The organism is Chryseobacterium sp. A321 (genome assembly GCF_054489265.1).
Genome location: NZ_JBTMWZ010000001.1, coordinates 424,618 through 441,488 on the forward strand (window position 1 = coordinate 424,618; position 16,871 = coordinate 441,488).

The 16,871-nt window shown below is 40.9% G+C and carries 14 protein-coding genes; 7 read left to right on the top strand and 7 right to left on the bottom strand.

Annotated elements, in window-relative coordinates:
* Positions 1–2: 2 nt before the first annotated feature.
* The 6 genes from ccoN (at position 3) to ACX3PZ_RS02080 (ending at position 6,100) form a co-directional block, all read left to right on the top strand.
* Positions 3–2,258: a cytochrome-c oxidase, cbb3-type subunit I gene (gene ccoN / locus ACX3PZ_RS02055; RefSeq protein ID WP_459082599.1), complete on the top strand. Its 2,256-nt coding sequence runs from the start codon at positions 3–5 to the stop codon at positions 2,256–2,258.
* Between the two features lie 23 nt (positions 2,259–2,281).
* On the top strand, positions 2,282–2,479 hold the full coding sequence (locus ACX3PZ_RS02060) for a CcoQ/FixQ family Cbb3-type cytochrome c oxidase assembly chaperone (RefSeq protein WP_459082601.1): 198 nt from the start codon (positions 2,282–2,284) through the stop codon (positions 2,477–2,479).
* Positions 2,480–2,484: 5 nt separating this feature from the next.
* Entirely contained in the window at positions 2,485–3,363 is an 879-nt protein-coding gene (locus tag ACX3PZ_RS02065) for a c-type cytochrome (protein WP_459082603.1), read from the top strand.
* An 80-nt stretch (positions 3,364–3,443) separates the two neighbouring features.
* The gene (gene ccoG, locus ACX3PZ_RS02070; protein ID WP_459082605.1) at positions 3,444–4,901 is read left to right on the top strand and encodes a cytochrome c oxidase accessory protein CcoG; all 1,458 of its coding nucleotides are present in this window, start codon (positions 3,444–3,446) and stop codon (positions 4,899–4,901) included.
* 9 nt (positions 4,902–4,910) lie between these two features.
* Positions 4,911–5,366, top strand: coding sequence for a FixH family protein (locus ACX3PZ_RS02075; protein WP_459082607.1), 456 nt, complete (start codon positions 4,911–4,913; stop codon positions 5,364–5,366).
* Positions 5,357–6,100: a sulfite exporter TauE/SafE family protein gene (locus ACX3PZ_RS02080; protein ID WP_459082609.1), complete on the top strand. Its 744-nt coding sequence runs from the start codon at positions 5,357–5,359 to the stop codon at positions 6,098–6,100. The genes ACX3PZ_RS02075 and ACX3PZ_RS02080 overlap by 10 nt, the downstream gene beginning before the upstream one ends.
* An 82-nt stretch (positions 6,101–6,182) precedes the next feature.
* Here ACX3PZ_RS02080 and serS read toward each other — a convergent pair whose 3' ends face one another.
* The 7 genes from serS to ACX3PZ_RS02115 form a co-directional block, all read right to left on the bottom strand.
* Complete coding sequence (gene serS, locus ACX3PZ_RS02085) at positions 6,183–7,454, bottom strand: serine--tRNA ligase (RefSeq protein WP_459082611.1); 1,272 nt, start codon at positions 7,452–7,454, stop codon at positions 6,183–6,185.
* Between the two features lie 32 nt (positions 7,455–7,486).
* On the bottom strand, positions 7,487–7,999 hold the full coding sequence (locus tag ACX3PZ_RS02090; RefSeq protein WP_459082613.1) for a hypothetical protein: 513 nt from the start codon (positions 7,997–7,999) through the stop codon (positions 7,487–7,489).
* Between the two features lie 173 nt (positions 8,000–8,172).
* Positions 8,173–8,664, bottom strand: coding sequence for a hypothetical protein (locus tag ACX3PZ_RS02095; protein WP_459082615.1), 492 nt, complete (start codon positions 8,662–8,664; stop codon positions 8,173–8,175).
* Between the two features lie 55 nt (positions 8,665–8,719).
* Positions 8,720–9,499, bottom strand: coding sequence for a (Fe-S)-binding protein (locus ACX3PZ_RS02100; RefSeq protein WP_459082617.1), 780 nt, complete (start codon positions 9,497–9,499; stop codon positions 8,720–8,722).
* Positions 9,500–9,555: 56 nt separating this feature from the next.
* Complete coding sequence (locus ACX3PZ_RS02105) at positions 9,556–10,884, bottom strand: 4Fe-4S dicluster domain-containing protein (protein WP_459083481.1); 1,329 nt, start codon at positions 10,882–10,884, stop codon at positions 9,556–9,558.
* 14 nt (positions 10,885–10,898) lie between these two features.
* Positions 10,899–11,846, bottom strand: a complete 948-nt coding sequence (locus ACX3PZ_RS02110; protein ID WP_459082619.1) for an MlaD family protein — start codon at positions 11,844–11,846, stop codon at positions 10,899–10,901.
* Between the two features lie 124 nt (positions 11,847–11,970).
* Complete coding sequence (locus tag ACX3PZ_RS02115; protein ID WP_459111886.1) at positions 11,971–14,118, bottom strand: peptidylprolyl isomerase; 2,148 nt, start codon at positions 14,116–14,118, stop codon at positions 11,971–11,973.
* Between the two features lie 265 nt (positions 14,119–14,383).
* On the opposite strand from ACX3PZ_RS02115, the gene lon reads away from it, so the two are divergent.
* Positions 14,384–16,786 (top strand): endopeptidase La, encoded by a 2,403-nt coding sequence (lon, locus tag ACX3PZ_RS02120; RefSeq protein ID WP_459111887.1) that lies wholly within the window; start codon positions 14,384–14,386, stop codon positions 16,784–16,786.
* Positions 16,787–16,871: the final 85 nt, after the last annotated feature.

Genomic DNA, 16,871 nt, shown 5'->3' on the forward strand with positions numbered 1-16,871 from the left:
ATATGGAAACACAAAAGTTTAGTTATGACAACAGCATTGTCCGCGCATTCCTATACGCCACCATCGGATTTGGTGTCTTAGGGTTCTTGTTTGGTCTTACTGCTGCCTTAATGCTATTCTATCCCGAGCTCCCTGAATTTTTCTTAGGGACCGACGACCCAACCATAAAAAGTCTCGCCGCGGGAAACATTGAAGGCTTAATCAATTCTAACGGTGCATTCGGGTTCGGAAGAATCAGAATGATTCACACCTCCTTAGTGATCTTTGCATTTGTATGTAACGGTGTGTTTGCAGGAGCGTACTACTCAATTCAAAGACTACTTAAGGCAAGAATGTACAGCGATTTTATTTCGTGGGCTCATTTTTGGACTTGGCAACTGATGATCGTGGCTGCAATAATCACTTTCTTTATGGGGATTAATACTTCGAAAGAATACGCAGAGCACGAATGGCCAATCGATATCTTAATCACCATCTCTTGGGTTTTGTTTGGACTCAACATGTTTGGAACGATTGCAAGAAGAAGAGTACGTCACTTATACGTAGCAATTTGGTTCTATTTAGGAACTTGGGTTGCTGTGGCTATGCTTCATATCTTCAACAATCTTGAAGTACCACTTACCATGTGGAAATCGTATTCTGCTTACGCAGGAGTAAAAGATGCCCTAGTACAATGGTGGTATGGACATAATGCGGTGGCCTTTATCTTAACAACCCCGGTTTTAGGACTTATGTACTACTTCCTTCCGAAGGCAGCGAACCGTCCCGTGTTTTCTTACAAACTGTCGATCATTCACTTTTGGTCACTCATTTTCGTTTACATTTGGGCAGGACCTCACCACCTTCAATACACTGCACTTCCAGCATGGGCGCAAGCACTTGCGACCGGATTCTCTATTATGCTTATCGCACCGTCTTGGGGAGGGATGCTTAATGGTCTCTTAACGTTAAGAGGTGCATGGGACAAAGTAAGGGAAGAACCTATCTTGAAATTCTTTGTTGTGGCCGTAACTTGTTACGGGATGGCTACTTTTGAAGGCCCAATTCTAGCCACAAAAACTTTAAATAAAATCGGTCACTTTACAGACTGGGTTATCGGACACGTTCACTTAGGAGCACTAGGCTGGAACGGGTTTATGACCTTCGGTATGATCTATTACGTAATTCCAATCCTTTGGAGAACGAAACTTTGGTCTACCAAACTTGCCAACTGGCACTTTTGGCTTGGAACCTTAGGGATTATTTTCTATGCTGTTCCTCTTTACATTGCAGGATTCACCCAAGGACTAATGTGGAAACAATTTAATCCAGACGGTACTCTACTTTGGAAAAACTGGTTGGATACGGTAACAGCAATCATCCCTTACTATATCATGCGATTTGTGGGAGGATCTCTCTACATTTCAGGGGCCATCCTAATGGTAGTGAACGTAATTGCTACTGTAAGAAAAGGTTCATTCCAAAAGAACGTACCTGCAGAAGCTCCGGCACTTGCTCGCATTGGAAAAGAAAGAAAACAAGGAGAAGGTGCTCACCTTTGGTTAGAAAGAATGCCGGTTTACCTTACAATCTTATCCTTTGTTGCAGTCGCTATTGGAGGAGCCGTACAGATCATCCCTACGTTAACTGTGAAAGAAAACGTACCTACAATTTCGGCTGTAAAACCATACACCCCACTTGAACTCGAAGGTCGAGATCTCTATATCCGTGAAGGATGTAACGCTTGTCACTCACAAATGATTAGACCGTTCCGAGACGAAGTCGTACGATTCAACGGAAAGAATGGTCAATACTCAAAAGCAGGAGAATTTGTCTACGACAGACCTTTCCTTTGGGGATCAAAACGTACAGGACCGGATTTACACCGTCAAGGAGGAAAGAACCCAAGTTCTTGGCACTACAAACACATGTACAACCCAAGATCTACTTCGGCAGGATCCATTATGCCTCGTTATCCATGGTTAATCGCGAACGATTTAGATCGCTCTCAAACCATCAACAAGTTAAACCTAATGAAAGACGTGTTTGATGTTCCGTACACAAGCGCTCAAATCGACACTGCTGATGCTTGGGTAGATAATCAAGCGAAGCACATCGTCTCTCAGATCTTAAGCGAAGCTCCGGATTTGAAACAGGCATATGCGTCTAGACCTGAAGGAGAACTTGAGAAAAAAGAAATCGTGGCTCTGATTGCTTACCTACAACGTTTGGGTACAGACATTAAAACCACGCAAGTACAAACAGCAAGTAATAACTAATTTAATCTAAGTATTAAAAAGTCATGATCCCACAAAACTTAAAAGACATCGTCTCTAGTGAACAGTATACAGGGTTTTACCAAACTCTTGCGCTACTGCTATTTTTGATGTTTTTTGTTGGATTGATTATGTATGTCTTCAGTCGTTCAAAGAAATACTACGATGAACAGGCACATGCGCCACTAGAAGACGATGACCAACCCTTTGATTTAAAAAATTAACCGTCATGAAACAAAGAACTCCCGCTATTATTAATATAGTCGTAATCCTTGCGATCACCTTTGTACTCTATTACATGTTTGTACAGAGTACTGCATTCCTCTCTTCACCCTACTATTGGGGGACGCTAGTGATCAGTATCATCTTGGCACTCATCCACTCTGCTCTAGGAGACTTAATTGAGAACAACACGTTTAAAGAATTATCTCCTGAAGCAAAAGCTCAATATCTTGAAACTAAGAAAACTCCTTACTTCAAGAGTCTTTGGAAAGCGGCCTTTGCAAAGCAATCTGCGAAGGAAGAAAAAGACATTCTTATCGACCACGGATTCGATGGAATTATGGAGCTAGACAACCAGCTACCAAGATGGTGGTTAGGCTTATTCTATTTTGGAGTGGTTTATTGTGTGGTGTACATGCTTGCTTTCTTCTTCACTGATTTTGCAGATCCAATTAAAGAATACGACGACGAATACAAGGCTCAAATTGCCTCGGTTGAAGAATACCTTAAAACAGCCCCTCAGGCTACAATCGAAAGTGCTGTATACAATGCAGATTATGTAGCAGAAGGAGAAGAGATCTTCAAAACAAGTTGCGTATCTTGCCATATGGATGGAGGCCGTGGTGGAATTGGACCCAACTTAACGGACAACCACTGGATCAACCAACCGGAGCAAACATTATTTAAAAACGTATTCCACGTAGTATGGAACGGTTCTCCAAACAACCCAACCATGGTTCCTTTTGGAGCAAACGGACAGTTATCAGGGAATGACATTGAAAAAGTAGCATCTTACATTTATCACATTAACCAAGAACAAAAGCCAATAACCGTCGCCGAAGGTGGTGCAGCTCCACAAGGAGACGAGGCGAACTGGCAAAAATAATTCAATTTGAATTCTTACAAAGAACATAGTTTACTACACCACCTTGTAGTAAGCTATGTTCTTTTTTAAATATATAGATTATGGCAATCCCAGAAGAAGATTATAGCTATCGTGGTGGACAGGGTCAAGTACTGGATCCAGAAACATTCCGTGACTCAGTCAACACGATGGACCAAACCGGAAAAAGAAAATGGGTTTTCCCACGTAAGCCTAAAGGAAGATACACTAATTATCGACTTTTAGTAAGTATCCTTTTGCTTGCGATCTTCTTTATCCTCCCTTTTTTAACGATCAATGGAAACCCAGTCCTTTTACTAAACATTTTAGATCGTGAGTTCTATATTTTAGGACAACCTTTTTATCCCCAGGACTTCTTTATTCTAGCGATAGGAGCCATTGCCTCTATTGTGTTTATCATTTTATTTACGGTTGTATTTGGTCGAATCTTTTGCGGATGGATTTGTCCACAGACCATCTTTATGGAAATGATATTTCGCAAAATTGAATACGCAATCGAAGGAGACCGAAACAAACAGATAAGACTAGAAAATCAACCTTGGAACGCAGAGAAAATTTGGAAGAAAGGACTAAAATGGACCATATTCCTTATTATCTCACTTATTGTCACCCATATAATGTATATGTACATCGTGGGTTACCAGAGGGTTTATGATATCATGCTAGAAGGACCGATGGTTTACCCGACGAACTTCATCGTCATGATTCTATTCGCCCTTGCTTTCTTCTTTGTGTTTGCATGGCTTAGAGAACAAGTTTGTACGCTCGTGTGTCCATACGGTCGTTTGCAAGGAGTCCTTATTGACAAGCAAACTATCAACGTTTACTACGACTTTAAAAGAGGAGAAAATCGTTCCAAATGGCGTAATGGCGAAGATCGAAAAGCAGAAGGCAAAGGAGACTGTATAGATTGTAACCAATGTGTGGTCGTTTGTCCTACCGGGATAGACATCCGTAACGGACAGCAATTAGAATGTGTGAACTGTACAGCTTGTATCGATGCCTGTGATGAGGTCATGGTAAAAGTAGGTCTTCCGAAAGGACTTATCCGTTATGCAACAGAAGATGAAATTGAACAGGAAAGACCGTTTGTATTCACTGGGAAGATGAAAGCTTACTCCCTTGTCCTGGTTCTTCTCTTTGGATTCCTAGGATTCTTATTAAACAACCGTGGAACCATGGAGGCCAAATTTATCAAACCGGCCGGATCTACATTCTTCCTTCGCGATGGGAAAATAACAAATATCTACAACTACACCTTCCTAAATAAATCCAATAAGGACCAAGTGGTTACTATTAAAGTGGTGGAACCAAAAGAAGGAACCATTACCTTTAGTAACACAGGCAAAATTAAATTAAAGAAAAATGAAATTTCGAAAGGAACTGTGAATGTAAGTTTCCCAGAAAAGAACATTAACCTGTCGAAACAAAATGTAACCATCGGGGTTTACAACGAACAGGGGGAACTTTTAGATTCGTTTGAAACCTATTTTGAAGGACCGTTTAAATTACAATTTTAAAAGACAACTATGCTAAAGAATTTTACATGGGGACATGGCGTTGTGGTCGCATTAGGAGCCTTTATGATCTTCATCTTATCGCTCGTCTTTATATATGGGCGTGGATGGCAAAATGCAGAAATGGTATCACGCGATTATTACGAGGATGAACTCCGCTACCAGGAAGTTATTGACGCGAAAAACAAAGCAGATTTGCTAACTGAGAAACCGATTTACAACCAAAATAGTCAAGGCATTACTCTCGAATTCCCAGCAAGTATATCCGTGGATCAAAATAGTGTCAATTTTCACTTATTTCGAACCGACGATGCGAACCTAGATGTAGAAAAAGATCTTCAATTTCAAAGTGGAAGAAAAATTCACATTCCGAAACAAATTCTTTTTCCAGGCTCTTACACCTTAAAAATTGCGTGGAAATCGAAAACGGTTCCGTATCAAGTGGATTACGATGTTCTATGGAAATAGCTCTAATTTTGACAGCCTTAGGCCTTGGCTTTGCTTCGGGATTTCACTGCATAGGTATGTGCGGTCCGATTGCTTTGTCCATGGGGCTCACCAAAAATGAAGCGATTCGATTTCAATTGCAGAACTTCACGTATAATTTTGGACGGGTAGTTACCTATAGTATTTTAGGAGCCTTCTTAGGTCTGATTGGACAAGGATTTCAAGTGGCAGGATTCCAAAAGTATTTAACCATCGCAGTGGGGGTACTTCTTATTTGCATGGCTCTATTTTCCTTTGGAGGAAACGATTTCGTTAGTAAGATTTCTTTCCTAAATAAGCCCCTATTAAAAGTGAAAATGGCCCTAGGCAAACTTTTACAACGTTCGGATTACAAATCTAGATTTACGACGGGATTACTAAATGGACTGCTTCCATGTGGAATGGTTTATATGGCACTTACCGCTTCTTTGGCCGCAGGAGGTGTATGGCAAGGGGCAACCTTTATGTTTCTCTTTGGCCTTGGAACCTTTCCCTTTATGTTTGCGGTGGTCTTTGCAGGAGGAATCATGACTCAGGCTTTTCGCCTTAGAGTTTTAAAATTAGTTCCTATCCTCATGCTTGTCATGGGCTCTCTATTTATCATCAGAGCATTAGAATTAGGCATACCCTATCTTTCGCCTCCATCTAGCGCGCTCCAAGTAGAGCATAATGGCTCCTTACAACACCAGCATGGAGATCATTCGACTTGTCATTAAATAGTGTACATAAAAGTCAAAAGCCAGATTCTTTCGAATCTGGCTTTGCTTTTTTAATCGATAGGCCTTTTGCCAAGTCCACTTACTTTATGAATTCAAAGCGAGTATATTTTGCAATCTTCTCTGGAATTCGAATTCCCTCGGCCGTTTGGTTGTTTTCAAGCAAGGCCGCCATAATTCTAGGTAAGGCCATCGCAGAACCATTTAACGTATGCACGAGTTGCGCTTTAGAATCCCCTGATTTGTAACGGCATTTAAGACGATTGGCTTGGAAGGTTTCAAAATTCGAAACCGAACTCACCTCTAACCATTTCTCCTGAGCAGCACTCCAAACCTCAAAATCGTAAGTCATTGCCGCTGTAAAGCCCATATCTCCCCCACAAAGACGAAGAATACGGTATGGTAGCTCTAAATCTTCTAAAATCGATTTTACATGCTCTACCATTCCTTCTAACGCCTCATAAGACTTTTCAGGATGCTCAATTCTAACTAATTCTACTTTTTCGAACTGATGAAGGCGATTCAGTCCCCGTACATGAGATCCGTAACTACCCGCTTCTCTACGATAGCATTGAGAGAACGCCGTATTTAGGATAGGCAATTGCTTTTCCTCTACGATCACATCGCGATATAGGTTGGTAACAGAAACTTCCGCTGTAGGAATCAGGTATAAATCATCAGCTCCGATATAATACATTTGTCCTTCCTTATCGGGAAGTTGTCCAGTTCCATATCCGGAGGCCTCATTCACAACATGAGGTGGGTTCACTTCTAAGTATCCTGCATCTACATTCTTATCTAAAAAATATTGAACCAGAGCGCGTTGAAGCCTTGCTCCTTGCCCAAAATAGACCGGAAACCCAGCGCCTGCCACCTTAACTCCTAATTCAAAATCAATAAGGTTGTACTTCTTTGCTAATTCCCAATGAGGAAGTGCTTCTTTAGGCATCGACTGCTCCTCTGCACTTTGAAAGATTACTTCATTCTCTTCTGGAGTTAGACCTGCCTTTACTTTCTCGTAGGGAATGTTTGGAATCAAATACAATCCTTCTAGAAGGTCTTTCTCAACAGACTCTAAATCTTTTTTAAGCTCTTGACTTTTTTCTTTAAAAGCTGTAGTTTTTTGTTTAGCTTCTTGGATTCCCTCCTTATTCCCTTCTTTTACAAACTGCGCGATCTCATTTGAAATTCGTCTGCTTTGCGCGAGATTCTCATCTAGCTCAAATTGAACAGCTCTACGTTTATCGTCCAAGTTCACCACCGTTTCCACAAGATCCAACTGCTTAAATCCTCTTTTTTTAAGTCCCTCTAGTACGAGCGCTTTATTCTCTTTGATAAAACTAATCTGTAGCATCCTTTTATTGTGATAATATTATTAAATCCATTCTAGTTTGTGATTGTGAGCTCTCTTTTAATCACAAGTTCATTCTGTTTATTCACGTCTCTTGTAAAGACAAGATCCTGATTGAGCCAAACCTGCTCTAAAGAAAAGAGTCTGGGTGTCAATCTATAATCGAAACGAAGCGTATCTTGGTCTATTTCAGAATCGAGCTCATTTTGAAAGCGAATCCCCAACGTTGAATAATAAGACTGAGCCTCGGCATCTTCCGACTCTAGTGTGCGTACGGCCCCTGAAATGTATTCATAATAATACCCTTTCAGACTGTCCTTCTTCTTCATTACGCTAACGGGTACATTCGCCGTACTGGCATCCAAGTCCACTAAATTTACACTGAATAAAGAAGTTTCTTCTTCCTTGTCAAGCAAATCATTTCCCGCCTCGTCTTGTACATAAATTCGAAGCACTTGGTCTATCGCTTGTACATCGTCTTCTCCTTGACGGCAAGAAGCCACTAGAAGTATGAAAACGAGAAGAAAAAGGTGTTTTTTGACGTTCATTAAGCAAAAATAGCATTATTTTAAGTGCTATGAAAATATCTAGTGGATTAACTTGATTCGCAAATGTGCACTTTTCCATCCATCAGGACCAAAAAAAGTCCTCATAATAAATAAGGACTAATTTTTAGAATCAAGACGTTCGCCTTTAACCCTATTATTCTCGTAAGTACTCTCTATTCGACGTAGATTCCTGCCCAGCTTCTTCTAAGGGGAAGCAAAAAATCCGATAAAAAACTAATGTAACTAGATTTTGAAAAGTCAAACACTTCAATTTCGTGCGAAATACTTCCATCCTTCAGGCCGGATCTAAATTCGCCTAATTTCAGGGTCTTAATTTCTCCGTTGTCGACATAAGAGGCTTTCATTCGATCAAAAAAACCAAGGGAAAACTCCTGATCCAATTCCCGAATTGCCTCTCCTAAAGTATCAATCGAACATCCCGAGGCCATTTCTTTCTCCTCATCTACAGCAATGACAAGAAACTGATTTTTTTCGATTTTAAATGACGCCGATAGTGGTTTTCCGTGGGCAGCCCAAGTTCCTAAAAAATCATATAACTTTTCCGTAATCCGTTTGCTTTCTTTTGGTAAGAAAGGTCTAGAAGCAGGATATATAAGTACTCGATAATCATTTGTTTCAATGACTTCAGATTCCTCTATTCTCATTTCTTTAATCTCTTTAATTTATGCAAAGTTAGTGAAAAACAAACTATTGCCTTCTTTACAAGTCTTCCGCCTCCGCTAAAAGCTCAGCAATATCTTTGACCTCTACAGTACTATTAAGATGCTTCACACCGTCGCTCATCATGGTCATGCAGAACGGACATCCTGTGGCAATCACATCCGGCTTTTCTTCCAATGCTTCCTCTGTTCTCTCTACATTGATGTCTTTCTTCCCGGCTTCAGGCTCTTTAAACATCTGTCCTCCTCCAGCGCCACAGCAAAGGCCGCTCTGCTTGCATCGCTTCATTTCCACTAGTTCTGCATCGAGTTTAGAGAGGAGATCTCGTGGAGCTTCATATTCTCCATTGGCTCTCCCTAAATAGCAAGGATCGTGAAAGGTAATTTTCTTTCCTTCGAATCGCCCCCCTTCAATTTTAAGCCTTCCCTCATTCATTAAATTCTTTAAAAATTGAGTGTGGTGCATCACTTCGTAATGTCCTCCCAAGCTTGGATACTCATTCTTAATCGTATTAAAACAGTGGGGGCAAGCGGTCACAATCTTTTTGACTTCGTAGGCATTCAAAACCTCGATGTTGGTCATGGCCATCATCTGGAATACGAATTCATTACCTGCTCTTTTCGCAGGATCTCCTGTACAACTTTCCTCTTGCCCTAAAACGGCAAATTCTACATTGATCTTATTTAGTATTTTGCAAAACGCACGCGTTATCTTCTTAGCTCGGTCATCAAAACTTCCTGCACAACCTACCCAGAAGAGCACCTCTGGCGCTTTTCCCTCGGCCGCGTATTCGGCCATGGTCTTTATTTTAAAATCCATACTCAGTTTTTGTTTTTGTTACATAAAGCTCACGCTTTACAAAGGCAGCACTCGGTTTATTGCGCCCAGTTTAAGCGGTCTGCTTGATTGTACTGCCAAGGCGCACCGTTGTTCTCGATATTGGCCATCATCAAATTCCATTCCTGTGGAGCGGAAGATTCCTCCATGATCATAAATCGTCTTAAATCAATAATAATGGACAAAGGATCGATGAGAACAGGACAGGCTTGTACACAAGCATTGCACGTAGTACATGCTCGCAATTCTTCTCGAGTGATATAATCGTCTAATAGTTTTTTACCGTCCGCTACAAATGTGCCATTCTTCTCCACATTTTTACCGACCTCTTCCAGCCTATCTCTTGTATCCATCATGATCTTTCTCGGAGAAAGTTTCTTGCCCGTTAAATTGGCAGGACACACGTCTGTGCATCGTCCACATTCTGTACATGTATACGCATTGAGCAGCTGCACCTGATTGAGTTCTAACACATCGCTAGCGCCAAACTTTTCTTCCGCTGCCTCTGCACTAGGCTCTTGAGCTGCATAGGGATCTGCATTGGGATCCATCATTAATTTAATCTCGCGTGTCACGGCAGGCAAATTGTTGAGTTCTCCCACCGGCTCGAGCTTAGCAAACCAAGTGTTTGGAAAGGCAAACAAAATATGCAAATGCTTAGAGTAATAAAGATAGTTCATAAAGAATAGCACTCCTACGAAATGGAACCACCACGCTCCACGTTCTGCAAAATGAAGAGCTTCACTGGAGAGTCCTAAAGAACTAAACAGGGGGCTTAGCGTCATTTCACTAATAGGGAAATACCCTAGAATTTGTTCTCCGCTCAGTTCTCGGATACGAAGATCTGCACCGTTCATGGTAAAAAAGGCCAGCATGAGCGCAAACTCAATGACAAGAATCCAATTTGCATCGCTTTTGGGCCATCCAAACAATTCTTTCATGGTGAGGCGGCGAACGCCATAGAAATTTCTACGAATAAAAAAGACGACTACGGCAATCAAAACAAGCAAGGCAAGGACCTCTAAAACTGCAGTAAATACTCCGTAGAGAGAAAGGCCAAGTACAGTGGCTAAAAATCGGTGCGTGCCAAAAAGACCGTCTACAATAATTTCAATAAGCTCTAGATTGATAATCACGAATCCCACATAAACAAGGATATGAAGGATTCCAGCCACAGGACGCGCACCCATCTTGCTTTGCCCTAAAGCGACCCTGGCCATTAATGCCCATCTCTCTTTTGGGCGATCCGAGCGATCCACCTTTTTGCCGAGTTTAATATTTCTCACTAGTTTTTGAAGACTTCGAACAAAAAGTCCAATCCCTAAAACAAGTAAGATTCCAAATAGAATATTATCAAGATACGACATCATAGGCGTGGGGTTTAGTTGCTGTTTTTACCAAATACGGAAAAATTCACATATCGTTTCGGATTTGCTTTCATGTCTTCCACCAAAGCATTCAGGTTTTCCGCTGTTTTATTCAAATTTTGATAAAGTTCCTCATCTTTTGTCAATTTACCAAGAGAACCTTCACCATTTTGTATTCCAGTAATAACATTATTTAACTGCGAGGTCGTTTTGTTAAGCGCATCGACGGTACTGTTGAGCTTATCCGTGTCGATTTGCTCTGCAATATTCCCATAATGATCGATCGCATCGCGAGCACTCAAGGTCGCTAGATTTGCATTGTCTAAAATCTTTTGGATTCTTGGATCGTTGTTGGTAAGCAATTGATTCGCTTGCGCAGAAGTCCTTTCAAAAGCCGCTACCGTACGATTCAAATTAATAAGAAGAGCTTTAATTTCTGCCTGGTTTTCCGCGCCAGTCATTAAATTGGCATTTATCATTAGAGAATCCACTCTTTTTAAGACGGTTTGCAATTGATCTTTCACGGGCCCTACTTGAGAGGAAATACTGTTCATCATAGAGTCTTTATATCCTCCACTTAAAGTATCGCCTGTCTTCGCCTCTTCTCCTCCGTACTCCAGATTCACTCGAACTTGCTTTCCAGACATTAGTCCAGGTTCAAAGATCTCGAGTGTGGAGTTTTTTGAAAATTTAAATTGATCGTCCACAATTACTTTCAAGACAAAATGAAGTTTTCCATCTTTTCCAGTCACTGGAACAATTTCATCCACCTGTCCAACTTTAAGTCCATTAATAGAGACATGCGAGGAAGGTTCAAGCCCTTCCACGTTATCGTATTTCGCATAGAAAACGTTATCAGACACGAAAAGACTTTTGCCTTTCATAAACTGAAATAATACTACAAATCCTATGATTGCTAAAGCAGCAATTAAGCCTGCTTTTAATTCTTTAGAAAATTTCACAAGTTCAAATTTTGAGTGACAAATATAGGATATTTTAAATTAAAAAAACTCGATTTATTGCGGATTGAAAAGCCAAAAAAGCGGCATTACTTGCCGCTTTTTCTATGATCTACAAAAGGATTTGTTATTTGCCTGTTTTATCCCAAACCTCAATTCTATAATCGTCAATGTCTGCATTGTCTACTAAACTCTTCATGAAGAGTTGACCGAACATCTGCGCATTTTGACCTGCAATAGCCTCGGCGATTTGTTTTTCGTCTCCTGGTTGTTTGTTAATGGTTTCCGATTTTTTCACCACTAGGTAGACACCGCTGATTCCTTCTACTGGTTGTGACAATTTGCCTTTTTGAACGCCGAATGCAGCTCCTGCAACTCTAGGCTCCATTGCCATTCCCACGACAGGGTTCAAAAGGTTCACGCTAGCAGAAGCTTTGGTTGCTCCAAATAATTTGGCCGCTTGATCAAGACCTGTGACGTTACCAGATTTGATTTTATCCATAATTTGCTTCGCAGCCAATTGGTTTTTCACGATCGGCTCAATCTGATCTCTTACCGTTTCAGGATCTGCTAGACCTTGGTCTTGTTTCCCGTTATAATAAGCCACAATACGATCTCCCGTTCCCTCCACAACAAAATACTCAGTTTCTCCTTTCTCTCTTTTCTTGTTAAATGCCCAAGAGATCACTACCTCGTCTTTGTCCGTACCTAATCCTTGAACATGTCCGTCAAAACGTTTCACCATTTTAGGATTCGTAAATTCAAACTTAGATTTCTTTGCTAGGTTAGCAAAATCGTTGAAAGATTTCCCTTGAACTTGTTGAATAAAGCGTCTTGCGTCTCTATCCACTGCGTTTTCCGTTTCTTCAGAAGGCTTAATTGTTTTCACAAGGTTAGCAACCTTGTAGCCCATCGCCCCTGTTTTCTTATCTTGAATATTTATAATATGATAGCCAAATTGCGTTTCGACAACGCCTGTTGCACCTTTTGCATGACTGCCTAAATAAGCTTGGAATTCAGGAACAAATGGAGTGTTCGGTGTAGTCCATCCTAAACTTCCCCCTTGCGCAGCAGAACCTGGGTCGTCGGATAAATTCACAAACTCAGCAAATTTGCCTGGGTTTGCTTGTACAATCGCACCAATCGAATCCGCTAGTTTCTTTGCCTCTTCTTTGGTTCTTTTGACTCCTTGCGCCGCTGGACTCGCACTGTGTGCGATTAGAATGTGACGAGACAAGGTAGAATCTGAAGTTTTCTTATCTAGTAATTTTGAAACCACATAAAGGTTTTGCTCTTTGTACGGTCCAAAGGTCTGACCAATGGCTGCACTTGCAACTTTATCTGAAATACTTGGTGGTAATTGCTCTTTAGAGAAATAGGTAGGATTGAACGGCAAGTCTGAATTCAGCATAACGAACATAGAGTCCTGCGTTGTATTAATGAAGTTTTCAGTTCCGCCCGAAGCGTCCGTTCCTTTGTTAAGTAACTTTTCAATTTCATCTTTCACTTTCGTGTCGTCCTGAAGTGTAGGTTTCGCTGGGAAATACACGACTCCAATGTTGCGACTTGCTTCAGATTTGTAAGTATTAGGTCTCTCTTTGATGTAGTTTGCTAAATCTTGGGTGCTAACTTTAATTGGATTTTTTTGAAGATACGTTGCGTAATCGATCTGAACATAGTCAATGTCTGCCACTTTATCTCTTTGAGAAATCATCTCACCGACTTCTTTTTTGCTCGCTGTGATTCCGGAAGATACATTCGCAAACAACTGTCTAGCCATCATACGGTATTCAACTCCGCGTCTGATTTTTAGCCACTGGTTGTGTTCTTGAATTTGTCCTGCCGCTTCGAGTCCTTCATAATACTGCTTAACTTCTTGTAATTTGAAGTTCCCCTTTTCGTCAAAGTAGTCAGGGACTTGTGCGAACATAGGGTCGTATTTCAGTTGGCTCCAGAAGTAATCGTCATTCAACTCCAGCCCCAGCTTGTCAAATTGCTGCTTGATCAATTTGGATTGAACCAACATTTGCCACGCTTGCTCTTCGAGTCCTGTGCTAGGCTGCCCTTGTTGTTGCGCCTGCTGCTGAAGTAGTAAAAGTTGGTCATTGTATTCGTCTCTAGTGATTTTGTCGCCATTGACTTGTCCTAATATATTAGGATTCTTGCCGAACACTTGATCGATACTATCTGGAGTCACTAAGAACGCAAAAAGCGCAAGTGCAATTACCCCAATCATTAACCAAGATCTTTTTCTAATTTCTCCTAAAACTGCCATTCTATATAAACTTTTTAATCAGTGTGCGAAAATACACATTTTTAACCTATTAGAAAAAAAATATTTCCACTTTGTTTTTGCGCGAAATACCGAGAATTTAGAAAAATTGGAAAATATGTCTACAATCCGCCTAGACATACTAATGGCATAAGAATTGAGCAGTCCTTCTTTAAAACCTATGCACGAGCGGTTTTCTGACAAACCTTGGTTTCCCCGCTACGGCACAATGCAATAACAATGACAATTTGTCATTTACAATAATATTATGATCGAATTTGAAGACATGAATTTAGAAGGACTATTGGAGGATGATTTTACTGTTTTCGCACAGGACTTAAGTATGATCGATTTCGAGGATAAAACTCAACTAGACACCCAGAAACTATACCCTATTCTTCCTGTCAGAAACCTCGTGATGTTTCCCCAGGTGATCATCCCGATTACAGCAGGACGAGAACAAAGCAAGAAACTCCTAGAAGACGCTCAAAAAAACGGGACCATTATTGGGATTATTAGTCAAAAAAATAGCAATTTAGAGAATCCTGAAACTTCTGATTTGTATCAAATTGGAACCCTTGCTAAAATCGTCAAGATTATCACTTTGCCCGAAGGAAATATTACGGCGATCACCAAAGGGATGCTTCGCTTTAAAATAAAAAATTACGTTCAACAGACGCCCTACATGACAGCGAACATTGAACAGCTGAATGAGTCGTCCAGTAGAGATAGTCATAAGTACGAAGCACTTCTAGACAACATTAAAGCCCTTGCACTCAAAATCATTCAGCTCGATCCGAACATTCCGAATGCAGCCAACTTTGCAATTAACAATTTAACGAAACATGAAGAGCTATTGAATTTCATTTGTACAAATGGTAACTTCAGTGTGCAAAACAAACAGGGCCTTCTCGAGGAAAAAAGTTTGATGAAACGAGCAAAGCGTTGCTATTCATATATGCATGAAGAATTTCGAAAATTGGAACTTCGAAATCAAATCCATCAAAAAACCTCCAAAGACCTCGACAAGCAACAAAGAGAATACTATTTAAACCAGCAGATACGCACCATTCAAGAAGAACTGGGTGGCGGCGCAGAAAGCGATGCAGAGGAATTACGTGAAAAAGCAAGCAAACTATCTTGGGACTCAAAAGTGGAGGAACATTTTGAAAAAGAACTTAATCGCTTGTCCCGTCAACATCCCAATTCGCCAGACTACAATGTACAGCGCAACTATTTAGACTTTTTCACCGATCTACCATGGAATACGTTTTCAAAAGATTCGGTTGAAATAAAAAAAGCGCAACGAATTTTAGACCGGGATCATTTTGGTCTTGAAGACATCAAAAAAAGAATCCTTGAGCACATGGCAGTTCTCAAATTAAAGGACAATATGAAGTCGCCAATCCTTTGTCTTACAGGCCCTCCAGGAGTGGGAAAAACCTCTTTAGGAAGATCCATCGCGAATGCGCTCGGAAGAAACTATGTACGTGTCTCACTTGGGGGTTTACATGAAGAAAGTGAAATTCGGGGACACCGTAAGACCTACATTGGTGCAATGGCGGGGAGAATCTTACAATCAATCAAAAAATCAGGTACCTCTAATCCTGTGGTCGTCCTTGACGAAATTGATAAGATAGGACAAGGCGTGCAAGGCGATCCAAGTTCTGCCTTGTTAGAGGTTTTAGATCCAGAGCAAAACCATAGTTTCTATGACAATTACTTAGAATATGGATACGACCTTTCAAAAGTGATGTTTATCGCCACTTCCAATACGCTTTCCACTATACAATCTCCTTTGTTAGACCGGATGGAAATCATTGAAATCACGGGATATACAACCGAAGAAAAGATAGAAATCGCCAAAAGACACCTTATCCAAAAGCAACAAGAAAATTCAGGACTGGATTCCAAGGCCTTTAGACTAGGGAACAGGGAGCTTAAGCATATAATTGACAGTCACACCTCTGAATCGGGAGTAAGAACATTAGAGAAAAGAATTGCTTCCATTGCACGCTGGGTTGCCTTGCAAATTGCCATGGAAAATGAATATGAGCCTAAATTAACCTTGAAGCAAATTGATCAAATCCTGGGTGTACCTAGGGAGAAAACGGCTTCTGAAATCTCTGGAGTTCCTGGAGTTGTCACGGGGCTAGCTTGGACCAGTGTCGGGGGAGATATTCTCTTTATTGAAAGTCTTTTAAGTGCCGGGAAAGGAAATTTGACCATGACGGGAAATTTAGGAAATGTAATGAAAGAATCGGCGACCATAGCTTTGGAATACATTAAAGCAAAGCATTTGGAATTAGGCCTAAAAGACGAAGATGTCAGTTCGTTTAACATACACGTGCACGTTCCTGAAGGAGCTACTCCAAAAGACGGACCCTCCGCTGGGATCGCGATGTTAACCTCAATGGTCTCGAGTTTCAAAAACAAGAAAGTGAAACCTCACATGGCCATGACCGGAGAGATCACACTAAGAGGAAAAGTACTCCCTGTGGGTGGAATCAAAGAGAAACTTCTTGCCGCGAACCGCGCTGGAATTCGGGAAGTCATACTTTGCGAGGCCAACCGAAAAGATGTGGATGAAATCAAAAAAGACTACCTCAAAAATCTTAAAATCCATTACGTGACGAAAATGAGCGAGGTGATCGATATTGCCATTATCTAGAGGAAAAAGTCTTATAATTTTGCCAGTACGAGAAGCCCTTGGAGAAACTTTGTTTTGCTGTGAGGACCTCACGCACTGGCAATTT

Bases quoted from the DNA above. Each gene is read 5' to 3' on its own strand.
- ccoN (WP_459082599.1), top strand. From the start codon at position 3: ATGGAAACACAAAAGTTTAGTTATGACAACAGCATTGTCCGCGCATTC.
- ACX3PZ_RS02060 (WP_459082601.1), top strand. From the start codon at position 2,282: ATGATCCCACAAAACTTAAAAGACATCGTCTCTAGTGAACAGTATACA.
- ACX3PZ_RS02065 (WP_459082603.1), top strand. From the start codon at position 2,485: ATGAAACAAAGAACTCCCGCTATTATTAATATAGTCGTAATCCTTGCG.
- ccoG (WP_459082605.1), top strand. From the start codon at position 3,444: ATGGCAATCCCAGAAGAAGATTATAGCTATCGTGGTGGACAGGGTCAA.
- ACX3PZ_RS02075 (WP_459082607.1), top strand. From the start codon at position 4,911: ATGCTAAAGAATTTTACATGGGGACATGGCGTTGTGGTCGCATTAGGA.
- ACX3PZ_RS02080 (WP_459082609.1), top strand. From the start codon at position 5,357: ATGGAAATAGCTCTAATTTTGACAGCCTTAGGCCTTGGCTTTGCTTCG.
- serS (WP_459082611.1), bottom strand. From the start codon at position 7,454: ATGCTACAGATTAGTTTTATCAAAGAGAATAAAGCGCTCGTACTAGAG.
- ACX3PZ_RS02090 (WP_459082613.1), bottom strand. From the start codon at position 7,999: ATGAACGTCAAAAAACACCTTTTTCTTCTCGTTTTCATACTTCTAGTG.
- ACX3PZ_RS02095 (WP_459082615.1), bottom strand. From the start codon at position 8,664: ATGAGAATAGAGGAATCTGAAGTCATTGAAACAAATGATTATCGAGTA.
- ACX3PZ_RS02100 (WP_459082617.1), bottom strand. From the start codon at position 9,499: ATGGATTTTAAAATAAAGACCATGGCCGAATACGCGGCCGAGGGAAAA.
- ACX3PZ_RS02105 (WP_459083481.1), bottom strand. From the start codon at position 10,884: ATGTCGTATCTTGATAATATTCTATTTGGAATCTTACTTGTTTTAGGG.
- ACX3PZ_RS02115 (WP_459111886.1), bottom strand. From the start codon at position 14,118: ATGGCAGTTTTAGGAGAAATTAGAAAAAGATCTTGGTTAATGATTGGG.
- lon (WP_459111887.1), top strand. From the start codon at position 14,384: ATGATCGAATTTGAAGACATGAATTTAGAAGGACTATTGGAGGATGAT.